This window comes from Ktedonobacteraceae bacterium (assembly GCA_035653615.1).
In the GTDB taxonomy this organism is placed as follows: domain Bacteria; phylum Chloroflexota; class Ktedonobacteria; order Ktedonobacterales; family Ktedonobacteraceae; genus DASRBN01.
Genome location: DASRBN010000008.1, coordinates 96,044 through 111,520 on the forward strand (window position 1 = coordinate 96,044; position 15,477 = coordinate 111,520).

Below are 15,477 nucleotides of genomic sequence, written 5' to 3' on the forward strand. Positions count from 1 at the left end.
TTCCCAGCGTTACTTCTTTGCCGTAGCTTTCTTCTTGCCTGCCACAGTTCTCTTCGGCCCACGCCGCGTGCGCGCATTCGTGCGCGTGCGCTGCCCGCGCACCGGCAAGTTGCGACGATGACGCATACCACGATAGCAACCGATCTCAATCAGCCGCTTGATATTCATATCCACTTCGCGGCGCAGATCGCCCTCGACCTTATATTCGCGGTCGATCACCTCGCGCAAGCGGTTGACCTCTTCTTCGGTCAAATCTTTTACCCGCGTATCGGGGTTAATTCGTGTTCGCTCCAGGATTTTGCGGCTGGTTGTCAGGCCAATCCCGTAGATGTAGCACAGCGAAATCTCCACACGCTTATCGCGTGGAATGTCAACGCCGGCAATTCTAGCCATCTTTTCCTCCAAATTATGTAGGGGTGACCCCGGTCAGGTTACCCCTGGTCACCCGTGCAGGTCACCTCTACAGCAACCTGCATTAACCCTGTCTCTGCTTATGCTTGGGATCCTTGCTACAGATAATCATTACCACGCGATTGCGCCGGATTACCTTGCAATGCTCGCAGCGCGGTTTTACCGAGGCGCGCACTTTCATGGTTGCCCTCCTCAACTCGACTCAATTCAGTTCAATTTTAAAAAGTTAACATGAAAAAGTGAAAAAATCAGAAAGTAGGAAGGCTCTCGTTTGTCTGATTACCTGCCTGCTTGCTTCAAGCCGTCAAAAAGAAGCCGCTGAGAAGAAATGGAAAAGTGAAACAGAGGAAGTTACTTCCGCCTCACGATTTCACACGCCACGTAATGCGACCGCGTGTCAGATCATAAGGGGACAGCACAACTCTTACCTTATCACCTGGCACAATACGCACAAAATTCATACGAATACGTCCTGAGAGCACGGCAAGGACCTGGTGCTGCTCGTCGATTTCTACCTTGAACATGGCGTTGGGGAGGGCTTCAATGACTTTACCCTCCACTTCGATTTCATCTTTCTTTGCCATAGCTTCCTTTCTCTAATGACGGCCAATTTTTCGGTGATGATTCCATGATAAAATGGCAGCAGTTGACACTGCTGCAGCCAACTACGAATTATAGCACATTATAATAACATTGTCGAGAGGGAATTTCTTCCTACTACCCATAAGTGCATCCGAGCTTCTTCCCCTTCGTTCCTCAGGGCTTCGGCTTCTTTCGCTCAGCATGAGATGCTCACGGCATGCCACAGGCATGTCATTCTGAGCGAAGCGAAGAATCTCTACCGACCCTCATGGGAATCGCCAGAAATTCGCAACTACAGTGTCAGGATATCCGCGTCTCCCTCGGTAATTGCCACGGTATGCTCAAAGTGGGCGGCGTAGCTTTTATCGGCGGTGACGACCGTCCACTTGTCGGGTAGCACCTCTGTTTCCTTCTGGCCCATGGTGACCATGGGTTCGATGGCGATTACCATACCGGAGCGAAGCAGCGGATTGGGCTGGCCCTTTTCGATATAGTTCAGCACCTGCGGGTCTTCATGCATGCTGCGACCCACGCCGTGACCCCCGTACTGCCTCACTACTGAAAAGCCCGCCGCTTCTACAAAGGTTTGCACCGCGCGACCGATATCTGATACGCGATTCCCGGCTCGCGCCGCGGCAATACCGCGATAGAGAGCGTCCTCGGTCACCTTCAGCAGGCGTTTCACCTCTGACGAAACCTCACCGACAGGCACGGTGATCGCGGAGTCGCCGTGCCAGCCACGATAGATGGCGCCAAAATCGATGCTGATAATATCGCCATCGCGCAGGATGCGTTTGCCAGGGATACCATGCACAATCTCATCGTTTACTGACGTACAGATCGAGGCCGGGTAACCGTGATAGCCCAAAAAGCTAGCTTTGGCGCCCCAGCGCTTCAATTCTTCCTCAGCTATAGCATCCAGGTCTGCCGTAGTAATGCCTGGGCGGACGGCGCTACGCAACTTTGCGAGGACTTCGGCCACGATGTGGCCTGCCTCGCGCATCTTCTCTCGTTCTTCCCTCGACTTGATAATGATTGCCATGGTCTACCCTTGTTCAAGACGGCTCAGATAATTTTCGTATCACGTCCAGCAATGCAGCCTGCACCTGCTCGATACTCTGATTGCCATTCACTTTCACGAGCTTCTGCTGCTGGCCATAATAGTCAAGCAGGTGGATGGTCTCGTTGAAAAAGATGTCGAGCCGGCGCTGGACGGCATCTCCTGTATCATCGGAGCGCTGGTACAATTCACTTCCATCGATGTCGCAGACGCCCGGAACTTTGGGCGGGTTGGTGTTGATATTGTAAACGTGCTGGTTGGCACGGCAGATGTAACGCCCGGACAACCTGTGGAGAAGTTCCTGGCGAGGAACATCCAGGTAGATTGCGAGGTCTATCTGTTTTCCGGATTCCTGCAATCCCTTATCCAGAACCTGCGCCTGCGGAATTGTGCGAGGGAAGCCATCCAACAAGGCACCTTTCGCAGCATCGGACTCACGCAGGCGACCGAGCACCATCGCCACAGTGATTTCGTCGGGGACGAGTTCGCCGCGATCCAGGTAGGACTTAGCCTTCAAGCCCAGTTCAGTCTGCTCACTCTGCGCTTTTCGCAGCAGGTCTCCACTGGATATATGGGGAATGCCGAGCATTTTCGATAGCAAATCCGCCTGCGTTCCCTTACCTGAGCCTTGCGCGCCGATCAGGATGATGTACACGTTTCTTTACCCTCCGATGGAAGAACGGCTCCACATTGAGCCGGCAATTACTGCATCTACACTTGACCTTTTCGGGTCTGCTGGTTTCAGGGCGCCCACAAGGGGACGCCCCTATCCTATGTGAGGAACCCTGAATAGTTACGCATAACCATCTGGGCCTCGATCTGCCGAACCGTATCCAGCACGACGCCGACCACAATCAGCAGGGCGGCGCTGCTAAGCAGCTGGTTGCCACCGACGCGGGCGAGGAATGGCAAAATCGCTACAATGCCCAGGAACAAGGCTCCTGCCAGCGTGATACGATTCAAAATCTCGTTCAGGTAACGGCGCGTCGTCTCGCCTGGACGGTAGCCAGGGATATGAGCGCCCTGCTTCTGCAAGTTATCCGGGATATTTTGCTGCTGCCACACTACGTAGGCATAGAAGTAGGTGAATGCTACGACCAGGACAAAGTAGATGGCCCAGTAATACCACAGGCTCGTATTGGCAATATTCGTCCCAACCCAGTTCGCCAGGGCCTGCAACCATCCTGTATTGCTTCCTATCAGGTACTGCGAGAGTACTGCCGGGAAGATCAGCATGGATTGCGCGAAGATCAGGGGGATCATACCCGCGCTATTGACCTGCATGGGAATATAGGTTCTTTGCGCCGTGCCCACCAGCATGCCGCGTCCAACCATACGCTTCGTTGGATATTCAATCGGTACGCGACGCTGCCCTTGATAGATGTACACAATACCAACAATTGTAACCAGACCGACCAGCAAGAAGACGCCGAGGCTGACAATACCGCCGCCAGAAGATGACGAACTGGCAGTAAAACCTGACTGGATGAAGCTGGGAATACGACTGACGATACCACCAAAGATGATGATCGAGATACCGTTGCCGATGCCGTTTTCAGTGATCAGTTCACCAAGCCATACCAGGATCATCGTCCCGGCTGTCAGGGTGATCAGGATGGCGAGTGACTCCAACCAGTACTGGCTGCTGAACAGGTTGAAGTTCGTGAGGACATTCGCGCGCTCGAAAATGGCGGCCTGTCCTAACGCCTGTAAGAACGCCAGTGGCACGGTGATGATGCGTGTGATCTGGCTGAATTTGAGACGACCGGCTTCGCCTTCGCGCATCATGTTCTCTAAGGCGGGGATAATTGGCTGCAGGAGCTGCATGACAATCGTCGCCGTGATATACGGATAGACGCCCAGAGCTACAATCGAGAACTGTTGCAACGACCCGCCAGAAAACACGTCCAGCAGGCCAAGCAACTGGCCCAGATTCTGGTTGCCCCCGCCCTGGTTGAACAGGCCAGACAGAGCCTTCTGTTCCGTGGGTGATAGGGGCACAGTGATATGAGCGAGGACGCGGAAGATCAGCAGCATCGCTATAGTGAAGAGTATTTTCTTGCGCAGATCAGGAATAGTCCAGATGCTCCGCAGACGTTCCCACATGGGAAGCTCCTTTCACAGAAAAAAAGACATTCTATCAGGGCATAACGAGTTTTTATGCTCCGGTGTTCTGTTGACTTGCTGCCTTTTTACCCTCGTCCTTACGTCTCTTTGTCTTCTCGTATACTTTCGTGGGGATGATCTCGATTGACCCGCCTGCTGCCTCAATTTTGGCACGCGCGCTGGCCGAAAATTTGTGGGCGCGCACGGTCAAAGCGCGGTCAACTTCACCATCGCCAAGAATCTTGACCAGTTTCTTGCTTTCGGCTTTGGTCATGAAGCCTTGTTCCGCCAACTGTTCAGGCGTCACCTGCGTACCGGCCTCGAAGACCTGGAGATCGGCCACATTCACAATGGCATAATCGTGGCGGAAAGGCGTGTTGCTGTTGCCGAGGCCGCGCATGAACGGGAGGCGCTTCGACAGGCGTGTCTGACCGCCATTAAATGCTCGATGTATTGTTCCGCCGGTGCGGGCTTTCTGGCCCTTGGTTCCGCGGCCCGCGGTCTTGCCGCGACCGGAGCCGTGGCCACGGCCAACGCGCCGCTCACGCTTGTGCGAACCAGGAGCTGGTCGCAAATCGCTTAGTTTCATCAGACTACTTCCTCTACCTTTACCAGGTGGCTGACCTTGCGGATCATGCCGCGAATCGCGGGTTGATCCTCGTGTTCAACCGTCTGCTGGAGCTTACGCAATCCTAACGAGCGGATGGTTTCTTTCTGATCCTTCGCATAACCAATCGCGCTTTTGACATATTTAATACGCAGCTTTGCCATGTGTTACTCCTATCTGCGGCGGTCGCCACCACCACGGCGGTCGCCGCGGTCGCCGCGCCGCTCACCGCGCTCGCCGCCGCCCCTGCGTCCTCCTGATGTAGACCTGCTTTCACGGGCCTCTTCTTCGCGAGCGGCACGTGCCTGGGCCATTTGTTCTGCGGCGTTGGCGGCGGCGAGAGCCAGGCGCTCGGCCTGCTTCTTACCAACCACCTCAGCGACCGTCTTGCCACGCAGGGCAGCTTCGGTTTCGGCAGAGCGCAATTCGCGCAGGCCCTGCAAGCAAGCCATCACAGTATTTCCGGGATTGGTGCTTCCAAGGGATTTCGTCAAGATATCACGGATACCGGCCGCTTCCACCACGGCACGCACCGGGCCACCTGCGATTACACCGGTGCCCGGGGCGGCAGGTTTGAGCATGACCTCCGAGGCGCCGAAGCGTGTCTTTACCATAAAAGGAATAGTGGTTCCGGTCAGGGGCACCTCGATCAGGTGCTTTTTGGCGTCCTCTACTCCCTTGCGAATAGCTTCTGTATACTCGGCAGCTTTGCCCAGGCCTAATCCAACGTGGCCGTTGTGGTCGCCCACAACGACAATCGCGCGGATACTGAAGCGTCGACCGCCCTGCACCACCTTGGATACGCGGCGAACCTGCACGACTGTTTCTTCCAGGTTCAATTTTGAAGCATCTATTTTTGGCATCTTCTTTCTCCTGGCGGCCTAAAAATCCAGGCCTACTTCACGAGCGCCTTCCGCGAGCGCGGCCACGCGCCCATGATAGGCGTAGCCACCACGATCAAAGACGACACGACTGACACCCTTCTCCTTCGCGCGCTGCGCTACCAGCTTGCCGACTTCACGAGCGACCGCGACCTTGTGGTTATCGGCGATTGCCGCGAGGGCCTCAACCGGTGTCCTGGTTGAGCCTTTCTGAGCAGGAGCCAGCACGGTCTTCGCCTGCGCGCCCGGTTTACCGCCCTTTTGAGGTTGAGCGCCTTTCGCAGGTGCTTTGGGAGCCTGCTTCGCGCCCTTACCTTTTGTTGGCAGTGCTTCGGTTGCCGCCTCAACCACATCTGTGACTTTGTCCGCTACGGCGCTGATTACGTCACCTACTTTTGCTTGTAGCGAGTTATCTTCCTTCGACTTCGGCTTAAAATCGCGCAACGCCGCCTCAAGAGACGACGCGGCGGCCAGAGTCTGACCGGTCGTATCGTCAATGATCTGGGCATAGATATGATGCCCGCTGCGGAAGACGCTCAAGCGAGGGCGCTCTTGCGAACCCTCCAGGTGGCTTCTCATACGGCGGTGCCGCTTTAACCGCGCCTTATTTGCATTAAACTGCTTTATCATTTCTTCTTACCACCGACTTTTCCGGCTTTGCCGGCCTTGCGGCGAATCGCCTCACCTGCATAACGGATACCCTTGCCCTTGTATGGTTCGGGCTTGCGAATCATGCGAATGCTAGCGGCAACCTGGCCTACGAGTTGCTTATCGATGCCGCTGACACTCACCTTAGTAGCTTTGGTCGCCGGATCGACGCCGTCCATGGATAAGGTTATGCCTGGAGGTGGCTGCACTTCCACGGGATGGGAATATCCCACCTGAATGACCAGGTTTTCACCTACCTTGTTTGCGCGATAGCCAACGCCATGAATTTCCAGCGACTTCGTATATCCCTGCGTCACGCCGACAACCATATTGTTGATCAGCGTGCGATACAGGCCATGCTTCGCTTTATGTTCTTTACTATCTGATGGACGAGTCACGTCTAGCTTGCCGTCCTCGAGGTGGAGTGTCAAATCGGGATCGACCTGATATTTCAACTCTCCCTTGGGGCCCTTGACCGTCACCAGATTGTCCTCAGTCCAACTCACCTGCACCTTTGGGGGAACAGTGATTGGAGCGCGTCCAATACGAGACATTTTTACCCTCCTGCCTTGATTACCAGACGTAGCAAACGACTTCACCGCCGAGGCCCTGCTGATAGGCTTTCTGGCCGCTCATGAGTCCCTTAGGCGTCGAGAGAATGGCTACACCCAGTCCTCCACGGACACGAGGGATGCTAGCCCGTTTTGTATACACGCGCAGCCCTGGCTTACTGACACGCTTCAATTGCGTCAATACCGGGCGCTTATCCACGTAGCGCAGCGTCAGACGAAGCGTCCCCTGTGGTGTATCCCTTAAGATTTCGATATCCTTAATGTAGCCCTCTTCTTTGAGCACTCGCGCGATGGCCAGCTTCATTTTGGAGGCCGGGATCAGCACGCGCGTATGCTTTGCAGCTGCCGCATTGCGAATACGTGTCAGCATATCCGCGATAGGATCAGTCATATTCATTGAACAACACCCTCCGTCACCAGCTCGACTTCGTCACGCCGGGCAACTCACCGCGCAGCGCTCGCTCGCGGAAGCAAATGCGGCATAGGCCAAACTTACGCATATAGGCACGCGGTCGCCCGCAGATCTGACAGCGATTATGCTGCTGCACCTTGTGTTTGGGCTTGCGCTGCGACTTCACAATCATTGATGTTTTTGCCATTGCACTCTCCAGCGTTATTTTCTAAAGGGCATGCCCATCAACCTGAGCAGCCGTCGCCCCTCTTCATCGGTGCGAGCCGTCGTTACAATACTTACTTCCATTCCCCGTACTTTATCGACCTTATCGTAGTCAATTTCGGGAAAGACCAGTTGTTCGCGCAACCCAAGCGTATAGTTGCCGCGGCCATCAAAAGCCTCTGGCGATACGCCTTGAAAGTCACGCAATCGCGGCAGAGCCACGTTCATCAACTTATCCAGGAATTGATACATGCGGTCGCCGCGCAATGTGACCATGCAACCAATCTGCATGCCTTCGCGCAGCTTGAAAGCCGCGACCGAGCGTTTCGCGCGCGTGATTACGGGTCGCTGCCCCGTGATTGCCGCCAGGTCGGAGACGGCTGCATCCATTGCCTTGGCATTCTGGATGGCCTCACCCATACCGATATTGACGACGACCTTATTGATGGCAGGCACCTGCATCGGATTCTTGTAGTTAAACTCCTTGAGCAGGGCAGGCGCGACCTCTTTTTGATACTTTTCTTTGAGCCTTGATGCCATAGTGTTTAACTACTCCTCGTGCGATCTTCGATGATCTTTCCACATTTCTTGCATACGCGCACCTTACGCACCTTCTGATCGGCACCCATGGGGCGGCGATCATGTGCCACGCGTGTGGGCTGGCCGCACTCGGTACAGACCAGCATGGTGTTCGAGACGTGAATCGGCATTGCCTTATCGATCACGCCTCCCTGGCGGGTCTGACCCTGCGGGCGCACATGCTTTTTGACCATATTCAGGCCTTCGACAATCACCTTGTCGACCTGCGGCATTGCCCGCGATACAGTTCCTTGCTTGCCTTTATCCTTGCCGGTGATGATCAAGACGGTATCGCCCTTCTTGATATTCATCTTGGCGAGGTGCAGGGGCTTTTTCTCTTTCTGCTTTGTTGCCATTTTTCCCTCAAAAGTCTATCGTTTGTCTTTGTCGTTCTGTTGGGACGACAAACTTCAACGAACCAGCACGACTACTACCTTACAACACCTCTGGCGCGAGTGAAATGATCTTCATGAAGTTCCGTTCGCGCAACTCGCGTGCCACGGGGCCAAAGATACGCGTGCCACGTGGGTTATTGCCGGCAGCGATAATCACCGCGGCATTCTCGTCAAAGCGGATATGCGAGCCATCGGAGCGCACATATTCTTTAGCGACGCGCACCACGACGGCATTCACAACCTCGCCTTTTTTCACCTGCCCATTAGGCGCGGCCTGCTTGACAGAGGCTTTGATCACATCGCCTATTTCCGCGTACTTTTTCGCCGACCCACTCAAGACGCGGATGCACATGATTTCTTTTGCGCCGGTATTGTCGGCGACTTTCAGTCGTGTTTGTGGCTGGATCATCGTGATCTCTCCTTATTCTTCCGCTTTCGCTTCATTGGCGGCGGATATGATATCGGGGTCGGCTTCAGCCAGTACTTCTTCGACCGGCACAATACCGCTGCCGCGCTTAATAATTTCCACCAGGCGCCAGTGCTTGGTTTTACTCAGTGGGCGGCTTTCCTCGATGCGCACGATGTCGCCGATCTGGCAGGTATTCTCTTCATCATGCGCATGAAAACGCTTGGTTTGCTTGTAAGTGCGCTTGTAGATGCGATGGCGTTTCAGAGATTCTACAGCGACAACAATTGTCTTATCCATTTTATTGCTTACCACGCGCCCAACTTTTTGCTGGCGACGGCTCTTAACAGGAGCTTGCGTGGCAGCATTACTCTGCTGTGTCATTCTTCAGCCTCCAACTCTGTCAACCGGTGCAACAGGCGAGCGATATCTTTGCGCGTCTGAGCGAAGATGCGATTATTCTTTACTTCACCGCGCTGCTGCTGCAGGCGGAGGTTGAACAGCTTCAGGCGCATTTCTTTCAGTTCGCGGTTAGCTTCACCGTAGGTATACTCGTTTATCTGTTTGCGACGTTCATTAGCTTTCGACACTCTCTGCCTCCCCTCGTGTTAAGAAGCGGGTCTTCACGGGCAGTTTATGACTGGCCAGGCGGACGGCTTCTTTGGCGACCTCTTCGCTGACGCCGCCGATCTCAAAGATAATGCGCCCGGGCTTGATGACCGCTACGTAGTGATCGACAGCACCCTTACCACTACCCATACGAGTCTCTGCCGGCTTTGCTGTAATAGGTTTATCGGGGAAGACGCGGATCCAAACCTTGCCGCCGCGCTTCATAAAACGGGTCAGCGCGATACGCGCGGCTTCGATCTGACGGGCCTCCAACCAGCAAGGCTCCAGGGCTTGCAGGGCAAACTCTCCGAAAGCGATGGTGCTGCCGCGCTGAGCAGTTCCTTTCATACGACCGCGATGCTGCTTGCGATATTTATAACGTGATGGTGCCAATAGCATGGCTTAATTCTCCTCTATCCGTTCCATACAGGTGGATGAACGTCGAGCGAGAGTTGCCCGGCGTCATTTCCACCTGTCTTGCAATCATCACTCAGCGCTCCCGCTTCCGGCTGCACCCTCTTCAGGAGTTGTGGGAGGCGTTGGGGGCATAGCGGCGGGCTGTGCCCCGGTGCCCTGGACCTCCTGAGCCTGTGGTTCTTGCACATCAGAGATGGCCTGTGTCTCAGGTGCTGCTTCCGGTGCTGGCGCAGTTGGCTGCGACTGCGGAGCCTGTTCGGTATTTGCGGCCCGGCCAGCGCGTGGTGGTCGCTCGCCCTGTGGTCTGGGCGGACGCTCGCCCTGAGCGCGCGGCGGACGTGGGGCTCTTTCGCCTCCCTGCGCCTGCGAGCGCTCGCCGCGTGGCGGTCGCTCACCCTGTGGTCGCTGTGGTCGCTCGCCCTGTGGCCGTGCCGGGCGTTCGCCTTGCGGACGCGCGCTGCGCTCGCCGCGTGGGGCACGCTCGCCTGCCTGACCTTGCGGTCGCTCGCCACGTGGGGCGCGCTCGCCTCCGCGCTCACCGCGGCCACGTCGCTCGCCGCGGCGCTCGCCGCCCTCGGTACGCTCGCGTGGAGTAAACGACGGCTGCGCTGCTTCCTGCGGTTCGCCTGGTTCGCGGCGTTTGCTGGGCAAAATATCGCCCTTATAAATCCATACTTTGATACCAATTACACCAAAGGCCGTGTGGGCTTCCGCCAGGCCATAATCGATATCGGCACGCAGTGTATGCAGGGGGATTTTTCCCTCTACTTCCTTCTCCGTGCGCGCAATTTCCGCGCCGCCCAGACGTCCGCCGATGACGACGCGAATGCCCTTAGCATTGGCGCGCATCGTCTTCTGTACGGCCTGCTTCATTGCTCGCCGGAACGAAACGCGCTTCTCCAATTGTTCCGCGATACTGCGTCCTACCAGGTAAGCATCCAATTCGGGCTGGCGAATTTCGACGATATTGAGCCGTACCCGCTTCCTGGTCTGTGCTTCCAGGGTTGAGCGCAGCTTATCGACCTTTTCGCCGCTTTTGCCGATGACGATACCCGGCTTGGCGGTATGGATCGTGACCGTTACCTGATTGGCAGCGGCGCGCTCAATCTCGATATGTGAAACCGCAGCGTTGGCAAGCTCTTTCTGGATGGTGCTGCGTATTTTCAGATCTTCGGCGAGTAATTCTTTGTAATCACGCTCGGCATACCAGCGAGACTGCCAGCCTTTTACGACGCCGAGCCTGAAACCGGTGGGATGTACCTTATGTCCCAATAGTGTACTCCTTCCTCCCTTAGCGTCTCTTGCCGGCCTCAGCTGGGTCGTCTGAGACAATCACGGTCACATGGCAGAAGCGCCGTAGAATGCGGGCGGCCCGGCCATGAGGACGCGCTTTGATGCGTTTGACCCGGAACGAGTCATCCGTCACAATATTTAGAATATACAGATCATCAGGATCAAGATTATAATTATTCTCAGCATTTGCCGCTGCCGATGCGATAACTTTACTGACCGGCTTTGCGCCTGCATTGGGCATAAACTGAAGATACGCTAACGCTTCATTCACGCGCAGGCCTTTGACTGCGTTGGTGACCAGGCGCATCTTGCGCGGCGGAATACCTATGTCTTTTGCAATAGCCCTGACTTGCATGTTGTACCTCTCGTAGGGGCCCGATGTGTCGCGCCCCATCTCACCAGAACCCCCGCGGGAGACAGGCCCAGGGCACTGTCCCTACAGGGTGGGTTCACTCGTTATTTTGTTCAACTGTCTAATCTCCGCCGGGGCGCGATACATCGGGCCTACGACCGACGGTGGAGGTAAGTTATCAAGAGCTAGCGAACCGAAGTGGTGCGCTCGCTCTTGCCACCCGCGTGACCGCGGAAGTGGCGGGTGGGTGCAAACTCACCGAGCTTATGGCCCACCATGTTCTCCGTGATATAGATAGGCACATGCGTTTTGCCGTTATGCACGCCTATTGTCATTCCCACCATCTGTGGGAAAATCGTCGAGGCGCGCGACCAGGTTTTGATAACTCGCCGGTCGCCGCTCCTCAACACGGCCAGTACTTTCTTTCTAAGCGATTCGTGAATGTATGGTCCTTTTTTCCTTGAGCGCGACATTTACTTCCTCCTCCTGCCAGCGTTGCGACGCCGTACAATGAAGCGGTCCGTTCTCTTATTCTTGCGCGTCTTGTAACCGAGCGCGGGCTTGCCCCATGGTGTCTGCGGTTGGCCACCAATGGGTGAGCGCCCTTCACCACCACCATGTGGATGGTCGCGGGGATTCATGACTGAGCCACGCACTGTTGGGCGGCGGCCAAGGTGACGCGAACGCCCGGCCTTGCCAAGGCTGCGGTTCTCGTGATCGACGTTACCGACCTGCCCGATGGTCGCCATGCACAGGATATGGATACGGCGCTGCTCGCCCGATGGCAAGCGCACCAGCGCATAATCGCCCTCTTTCGCCATCAACTGCGCGCCGACACCGGCGCCGCGAGCCAGCTGGCCCCCACGACCCCGCGTCAACTCGATGTTGTGGATAGTCGTGCCGGTCGGAATATTCTTCAAGGGCAGGGCATTGCCAGTGCGAATATCGGCATCCGGCCCCGCCTCGACCCTATCGCCTACTTTCAATCCCAGCGGCGCTATGATATAGCGTTTCTCGCCGTCCACATAATGCAGCAGGGCAATACGAGCCGAGCGATTCGGGTCGTACTCGATTGCGGCCACCCGCGCGGGCACGCCGAGCTTGTTGCGCTTGAAATCGATGATGCGATAAGCGCGCTTGGCCCCGCCGCCACGATGGCGCGTCGTGATCTTGCCCTGATTGTTACGCCCGGCGTGTTTTTTCAACCTGACCGTCAGAGACTTCTCAGGCTTTGTTTTCGTAATCTCCTCGAAAGTCGAAACCGACATGCCGCGACGCCCAGGAGATGTTGGACGGTACTGTTTAATTGGCATCTCTCAACACCTTCCCTAATTAAGCCTTCAATACGTCGATTGACTGCCCTTCGCGCAGGGTGACAATCGCCTTTTTCCACTCGCGGGCCTCTTGAGGTCGAGGAGCGGTTCCTTTACGCCGGATCATGCGCTTTTTGCCAGGCATGCGCATGATATTGACCGAGACAACATCTACTTTAAATATCGTCTCAACCGCGCGGCGAACGTCGATTTTATTCGCTCCTAACGCCACTTTGAAGGTATATTTATTGTATTTTTCCTGCTGGCCCACCGATTTTTCTGTGGTGATCCCGTGACGCAGCACTTCAGTGATTTCCATCGTGCCTACTCCTCTTCGTCTTCTGCCGCTGATGAGTCTTCATCGTCGCTCTCCTCGTCACCTTCATCCTCAACGTCATCCTCAGCTTCATCATGCTCCAATTCGCTCTCCGCGGTTGGTTCCTCTGCGTCCGTAGGCTCTTCAGCAGTTGTCTCCCCGGCATCTTCGGTATCCTGGGCATTTTCCGCGGCGTCGAGCTCCTCGGCAATCCTGCGAGTTGCTTCGTCGGCGCTCAGTCCTTCGCCGAAGACCATTTCGATCCAGCGCACCGTCATTTTCGGCATAATCACGTAATCGTGCTTTAGCAGTTCAACGACGTTGATGCAAGAGACATGCTGCACCTTGGCGGTCGGGATGTTACGAGTCGAGAGGACGACATTCTCGTCGCGCCTCGGCAGCATCATTAATACCTTCTTGCCGTCAGCTGATGGCAACTTCTCCAGGATCGCCAGCATATCTTTGGTGCGCGGAGCATCGAGCGTCAAATTGTCAACGACGACCAGTTGCTCGTTCGCGACCTTATCAGACAGGGCTGAGCGTATAGCCAGCCGGCGCATCTTCTTGGGTACATCATGATGGTAGGGATGAGGCCTTGGCCCCCATACAACACCACCATGCCGGAACTGTGGCGCGCGAATGCTTCCCTGGCGCGCGCGCCCGGTACCTTTTTGCCTGTAGGGCTTCTTGTTTCCGCCCGATACTTCACTGCGAGTCTTGGTCGAAGCATTGCCCTGCCTGCGGTTCACCAGTTGCGCGGTGACAACCTGGTGCAGGACAGGCACATTGGGAATAACTCCGAACACCTGCTCGCTCAGTTCGAGCTCTTCTACGGCCTCTCCGGCCATGTTATAAACTGTAGTCGAGGGCATCGTCGTTACCTCTTCACATGCTTCTTAATCATGAGCAAGCCGCCGTTAGCTCCGGGCACTGAGCCTTTCACCACCAGCAGATTGCGCTCAGGATCAGCTTGAATCACTTGCAGACTCTTGATGGTCACACGATCATTTCCCATGCGACCTGCCATACGCGTGCCCTTGAGGACACGTCCGGGGGTGGTACCCGAACCGATAGAGCCGGGAGCGCGCGTGCGGTCTGATTGACCGTGCGTTTTTGGCCCACCACCGAATCCATGGCGCTTTACTCCACCCTGGAACCCTTTACCTTTGGAGGTGCCGACGATATCGACTTCTTCACCTACTTTAAACAGGCCGGCATCAAATCTTGCGCCAAGTTCCAGTTTTTCCGGGCTGGTACCATCCTGCAATCGCACCTCGCGCAGTACCTTGAACGGACCCAATTCGGGCCCCGGTCGCCGCTGGCGATTCTTCTGTACCTTCAACAACTTCTGTATCTGTTTATCTTTTTTCTCGTTATTCGCAGGAGCCGTAGGCGCCTCTGATTCCTCCGCGGCATCCTCGTCGGTCTTTTTGGAGCCATGCTCCTGCTGGTACGCCTGCAGGCGTTTGCGCTGTGCCTTCAATAATGGCAGGCTGTGTCCGAGGTGCCCCAGTTCAGGACGGGTGGCGCTCTTCAATCGCTTCTGCTCAAAACCGATTTGCACAGCTTCATAACCGTCGTGGGCAACCGTTTTGATTTGTGTGACGACGCAGGGACCGGCTTCTATGACCGTCACCGGAATGACGGCGCCATTTTCCCCAAATACCTGGGTCATGCCAACTTTTCTGCCCAACAATCCACTGAGCATTTCCTTACCTCTTTTCTCTCAACTGTAGGGGTGAGATGTTGGATTATCTCTCCCTATAGTTTGATCTCGATATCCACGCCTGCGGGCAGATTCAAACGTGTCAAGGCCTCAACAGTCTTATTAGTCGGATCTATAATATCGATCAAGCGTTTGTGCGTGCGAATTTCAAATTGATCGCGTGCATCCTTATCGATGAATGGAGAACGCATGACGGTAAATTTATCGATCTCGGTGGGCAGGGGTACCGGGCCTGATACCCGCGCTCCGGTCTGCTGGGCTGTATCGACAATCTGCATCGCTGACTGATCGAGAATGCGGTGATCGTATGCCTTGAGGCGAATACGTATCCGCTGCTTGCTTCCTGTTGCCATGTATCCTTTTCTCCTATGCAGGAAATCTCCTCGCTTTGTAGCGGGAGATCATATACAGGGGCGCCCAAATGGGACATTTGGGACACCCCTGGATTGCTTAGCTCTCGACCCTGGTGCAGATGCCAGCGCCCACGGTTCGACCACCCTCACGAATGGCAAACTTGACGCCCTCTTCCATCGCCACTGGCTGGATCAACTCCACCGTCATGTCGATGTGATCGCCGGGCATCACCAT

At 55.6% G+C, this 15,477-nt stretch carries 24 protein-coding genes and 5 pseudogenes; all 29 read right to left on the reverse strand.

What is annotated here, in order from left to right; all coding sequences use genetic code 11:
- Positions 1-9: 9 nt before the first annotated feature.
- Positions 10-393, reverse strand: a complete 384-nt coding sequence (rpsM, locus tag VFA09_05365; GenBank protein ID HZU66689.1) for a 30S ribosomal protein S13 — start codon at positions 391-393, stop codon at positions 10-12.
- 82 nt (positions 394-475) lie between these two features.
- Complete coding sequence (rpmJ, locus tag VFA09_05370) at positions 476-592, reverse strand: 50S ribosomal protein L36 (protein ID HZU66690.1); 117 nt, start codon at positions 590-592, stop codon at positions 476-478.
- A 181-nt stretch (positions 593-773) separates the two neighbouring features.
- Positions 774-995, reverse strand: a complete 222-nt coding sequence (gene infA, locus VFA09_05375; GenBank protein HZU66691.1) for a translation initiation factor IF-1 — start codon at positions 993-995, stop codon at positions 774-776.
- A 290-nt stretch (positions 996-1,285) separates the two neighbouring features.
- Complete coding sequence (map, locus tag VFA09_05380; protein ID HZU66692.1) at positions 1,286-2,035, reverse strand: type I methionyl aminopeptidase; 750 nt, start codon at positions 2,033-2,035, stop codon at positions 1,286-1,288.
- Between the two features lie 13 nt (positions 2,036-2,048).
- Positions 2,049-2,708, reverse strand: coding sequence for an adenylate kinase (locus tag VFA09_05385; protein ID HZU66693.1), 660 nt, complete (start codon positions 2,706-2,708; stop codon positions 2,049-2,051).
- Positions 2,709-2,824: 116 nt separating this feature from the next.
- The gene (secY, locus tag VFA09_05390; protein HZU66694.1) at positions 2,825-4,159 is read right to left on the reverse strand and encodes a preprotein translocase subunit SecY; all 1,335 of its coding nucleotides are present in this window, start codon (positions 4,157-4,159) and stop codon (positions 2,825-2,827) included.
- A gap of 133 nt (positions 4,160-4,292) precedes the next feature.
- A pseudogene (gene rplO / locus VFA09_05395) lies at positions 4,293-4,748 on the reverse strand (50S ribosomal protein L15).
- On the reverse strand, positions 4,748-4,930 hold the full coding sequence (gene rpmD, locus VFA09_05400; GenBank protein ID HZU66695.1) for a 50S ribosomal protein L30: 183 nt from the start codon (positions 4,928-4,930) through the stop codon (positions 4,748-4,750). The pseudogene rplO and the gene rpmD overlap by 1 nt, the downstream one beginning before the upstream one ends.
- 201 nt (positions 4,931-5,131) lie before the next feature.
- Positions 5,132-5,629 (reverse strand): annotated as a pseudogene (gene rpsE, locus VFA09_05405) (30S ribosomal protein S5).
- 18 nt (positions 5,630-5,647) lie between these two features.
- Entirely contained in the window at positions 5,648-5,998 is a 351-nt protein-coding gene (locus tag VFA09_05410; protein ID HZU66696.1) for a 50S ribosomal protein L18, read from the reverse strand.
- 9 nt (positions 5,999-6,007) lie between these two features.
- Positions 6,008-6,277, reverse strand: a pseudogene (locus VFA09_05415) (50S ribosomal protein L18).
- Positions 6,274-6,849, reverse strand: coding sequence for a 50S ribosomal protein L6 (gene rplF / locus VFA09_05420; GenBank protein ID HZU66697.1), 576 nt, complete (start codon positions 6,847-6,849; stop codon positions 6,274-6,276). The pseudogene VFA09_05415 and the gene rplF overlap by 4 nt, the downstream one beginning before the upstream one ends.
- Before the next feature lie 19 nt (positions 6,850-6,868).
- Positions 6,869-7,264, reverse strand: coding sequence for a 30S ribosomal protein S8 (rpsH, locus tag VFA09_05425; GenBank protein ID HZU66698.1), 396 nt, complete (start codon positions 7,262-7,264; stop codon positions 6,869-6,871).
- A 16-nt stretch (positions 7,265-7,280) separates the two neighbouring features.
- Entirely contained in the window at positions 7,281-7,466 is a 186-nt protein-coding gene (locus tag VFA09_05430) for a type Z 30S ribosomal protein S14 (protein ID HZU66699.1), read from the reverse strand.
- 14 nt (positions 7,467-7,480) lie between these two features.
- Entirely contained in the window at positions 7,481-8,023 is a 543-nt protein-coding gene (gene rplE, locus VFA09_05435; GenBank protein HZU66700.1) for a 50S ribosomal protein L5, read from the reverse strand.
- Between the two features lie 5 nt (positions 8,024-8,028).
- Entirely contained in the window at positions 8,029-8,418 is a 390-nt protein-coding gene (rplX, locus tag VFA09_05440) for a 50S ribosomal protein L24 (GenBank protein ID HZU66701.1), read from the reverse strand.
- Between the two features lie 79 nt (positions 8,419-8,497).
- Entirely contained in the window at positions 8,498-8,866 is a 369-nt protein-coding gene (rplN, locus tag VFA09_05445) for a 50S ribosomal protein L14 (GenBank protein ID HZU66702.1), read from the reverse strand.
- Positions 8,867-8,971: 105 nt separating this feature from the next.
- Positions 8,972-9,247: pseudogene (gene rpsQ, locus VFA09_05450) on the reverse strand (30S ribosomal protein S17).
- On the reverse strand, positions 9,244-9,453 hold the full coding sequence (gene rpmC / locus VFA09_05455; GenBank protein ID HZU66703.1) for a 50S ribosomal protein L29: 210 nt from the start codon (positions 9,451-9,453) through the stop codon (positions 9,244-9,246). Before rpmC ends, rpsQ begins: the two are co-directional and overlap by 4 nt.
- Positions 9,440-9,871, reverse strand: coding sequence for a 50S ribosomal protein L16 (rplP, locus tag VFA09_05460; GenBank protein ID HZU66704.1), 432 nt, complete (start codon positions 9,869-9,871; stop codon positions 9,440-9,442). The genes rpmC and rplP overlap by 14 nt, the downstream gene beginning before the upstream one ends.
- A gap of 654 nt (positions 9,872-10,525) precedes the next feature.
- Positions 10,526-11,161 (reverse strand): annotated as a pseudogene (rpsC, locus tag VFA09_05465) (30S ribosomal protein S3).
- Positions 11,162-11,180: 19 nt separating this feature from the next.
- Positions 11,181-11,537: a 50S ribosomal protein L22 gene (gene rplV / locus VFA09_05470; protein HZU66705.1), complete on the reverse strand. Its 357-nt coding sequence runs from the start codon at positions 11,535-11,537 to the stop codon at positions 11,181-11,183.
- A gap of 182 nt (positions 11,538-11,719) precedes the next feature.
- Positions 11,720-12,007, reverse strand: a complete 288-nt coding sequence (rpsS, locus tag VFA09_05475) for a 30S ribosomal protein S19 (GenBank protein HZU66706.1) — start codon at positions 12,005-12,007, stop codon at positions 11,720-11,722.
- Complete coding sequence (gene rplB, locus VFA09_05480) at positions 12,008-12,847, reverse strand: 50S ribosomal protein L2 (GenBank protein ID HZU66707.1); 840 nt, start codon at positions 12,845-12,847, stop codon at positions 12,008-12,010.
- Between the two features lie 19 nt (positions 12,848-12,866).
- On the reverse strand, positions 12,867-13,166 hold the full coding sequence (gene rplW / locus VFA09_05485; GenBank protein ID HZU66708.1) for a 50S ribosomal protein L23: 300 nt from the start codon (positions 13,164-13,166) through the stop codon (positions 12,867-12,869).
- A gap of 5 nt (positions 13,167-13,171) precedes the next feature.
- Complete coding sequence (gene rplD / locus VFA09_05490) at positions 13,172-14,035, reverse strand: 50S ribosomal protein L4 (GenBank protein HZU66709.1); 864 nt, start codon at positions 14,033-14,035, stop codon at positions 13,172-13,174.
- Positions 14,036-14,040: 5 nt separating this feature from the next.
- A complete protein-coding gene (gene rplC, locus VFA09_05495; GenBank protein HZU66710.1) occupies positions 14,041-14,871 on the reverse strand; it encodes a 50S ribosomal protein L3 in 831 nt (276 codons plus the stop codon).
- Positions 14,872-14,924: 53 nt separating this feature from the next.
- Positions 14,925-15,242, reverse strand: a complete 318-nt coding sequence (gene rpsJ / locus VFA09_05500) for a 30S ribosomal protein S10 (GenBank protein HZU66711.1) — start codon at positions 15,240-15,242, stop codon at positions 14,925-14,927.
- Positions 15,243-15,339: 97 nt separating this feature from the next.
- On the reverse strand, positions 15,340-15,477 hold a 138-nt coding region (tuf, locus tag VFA09_05505), incomplete at its 5' end, for an elongation factor Tu (protein ID HZU66712.1).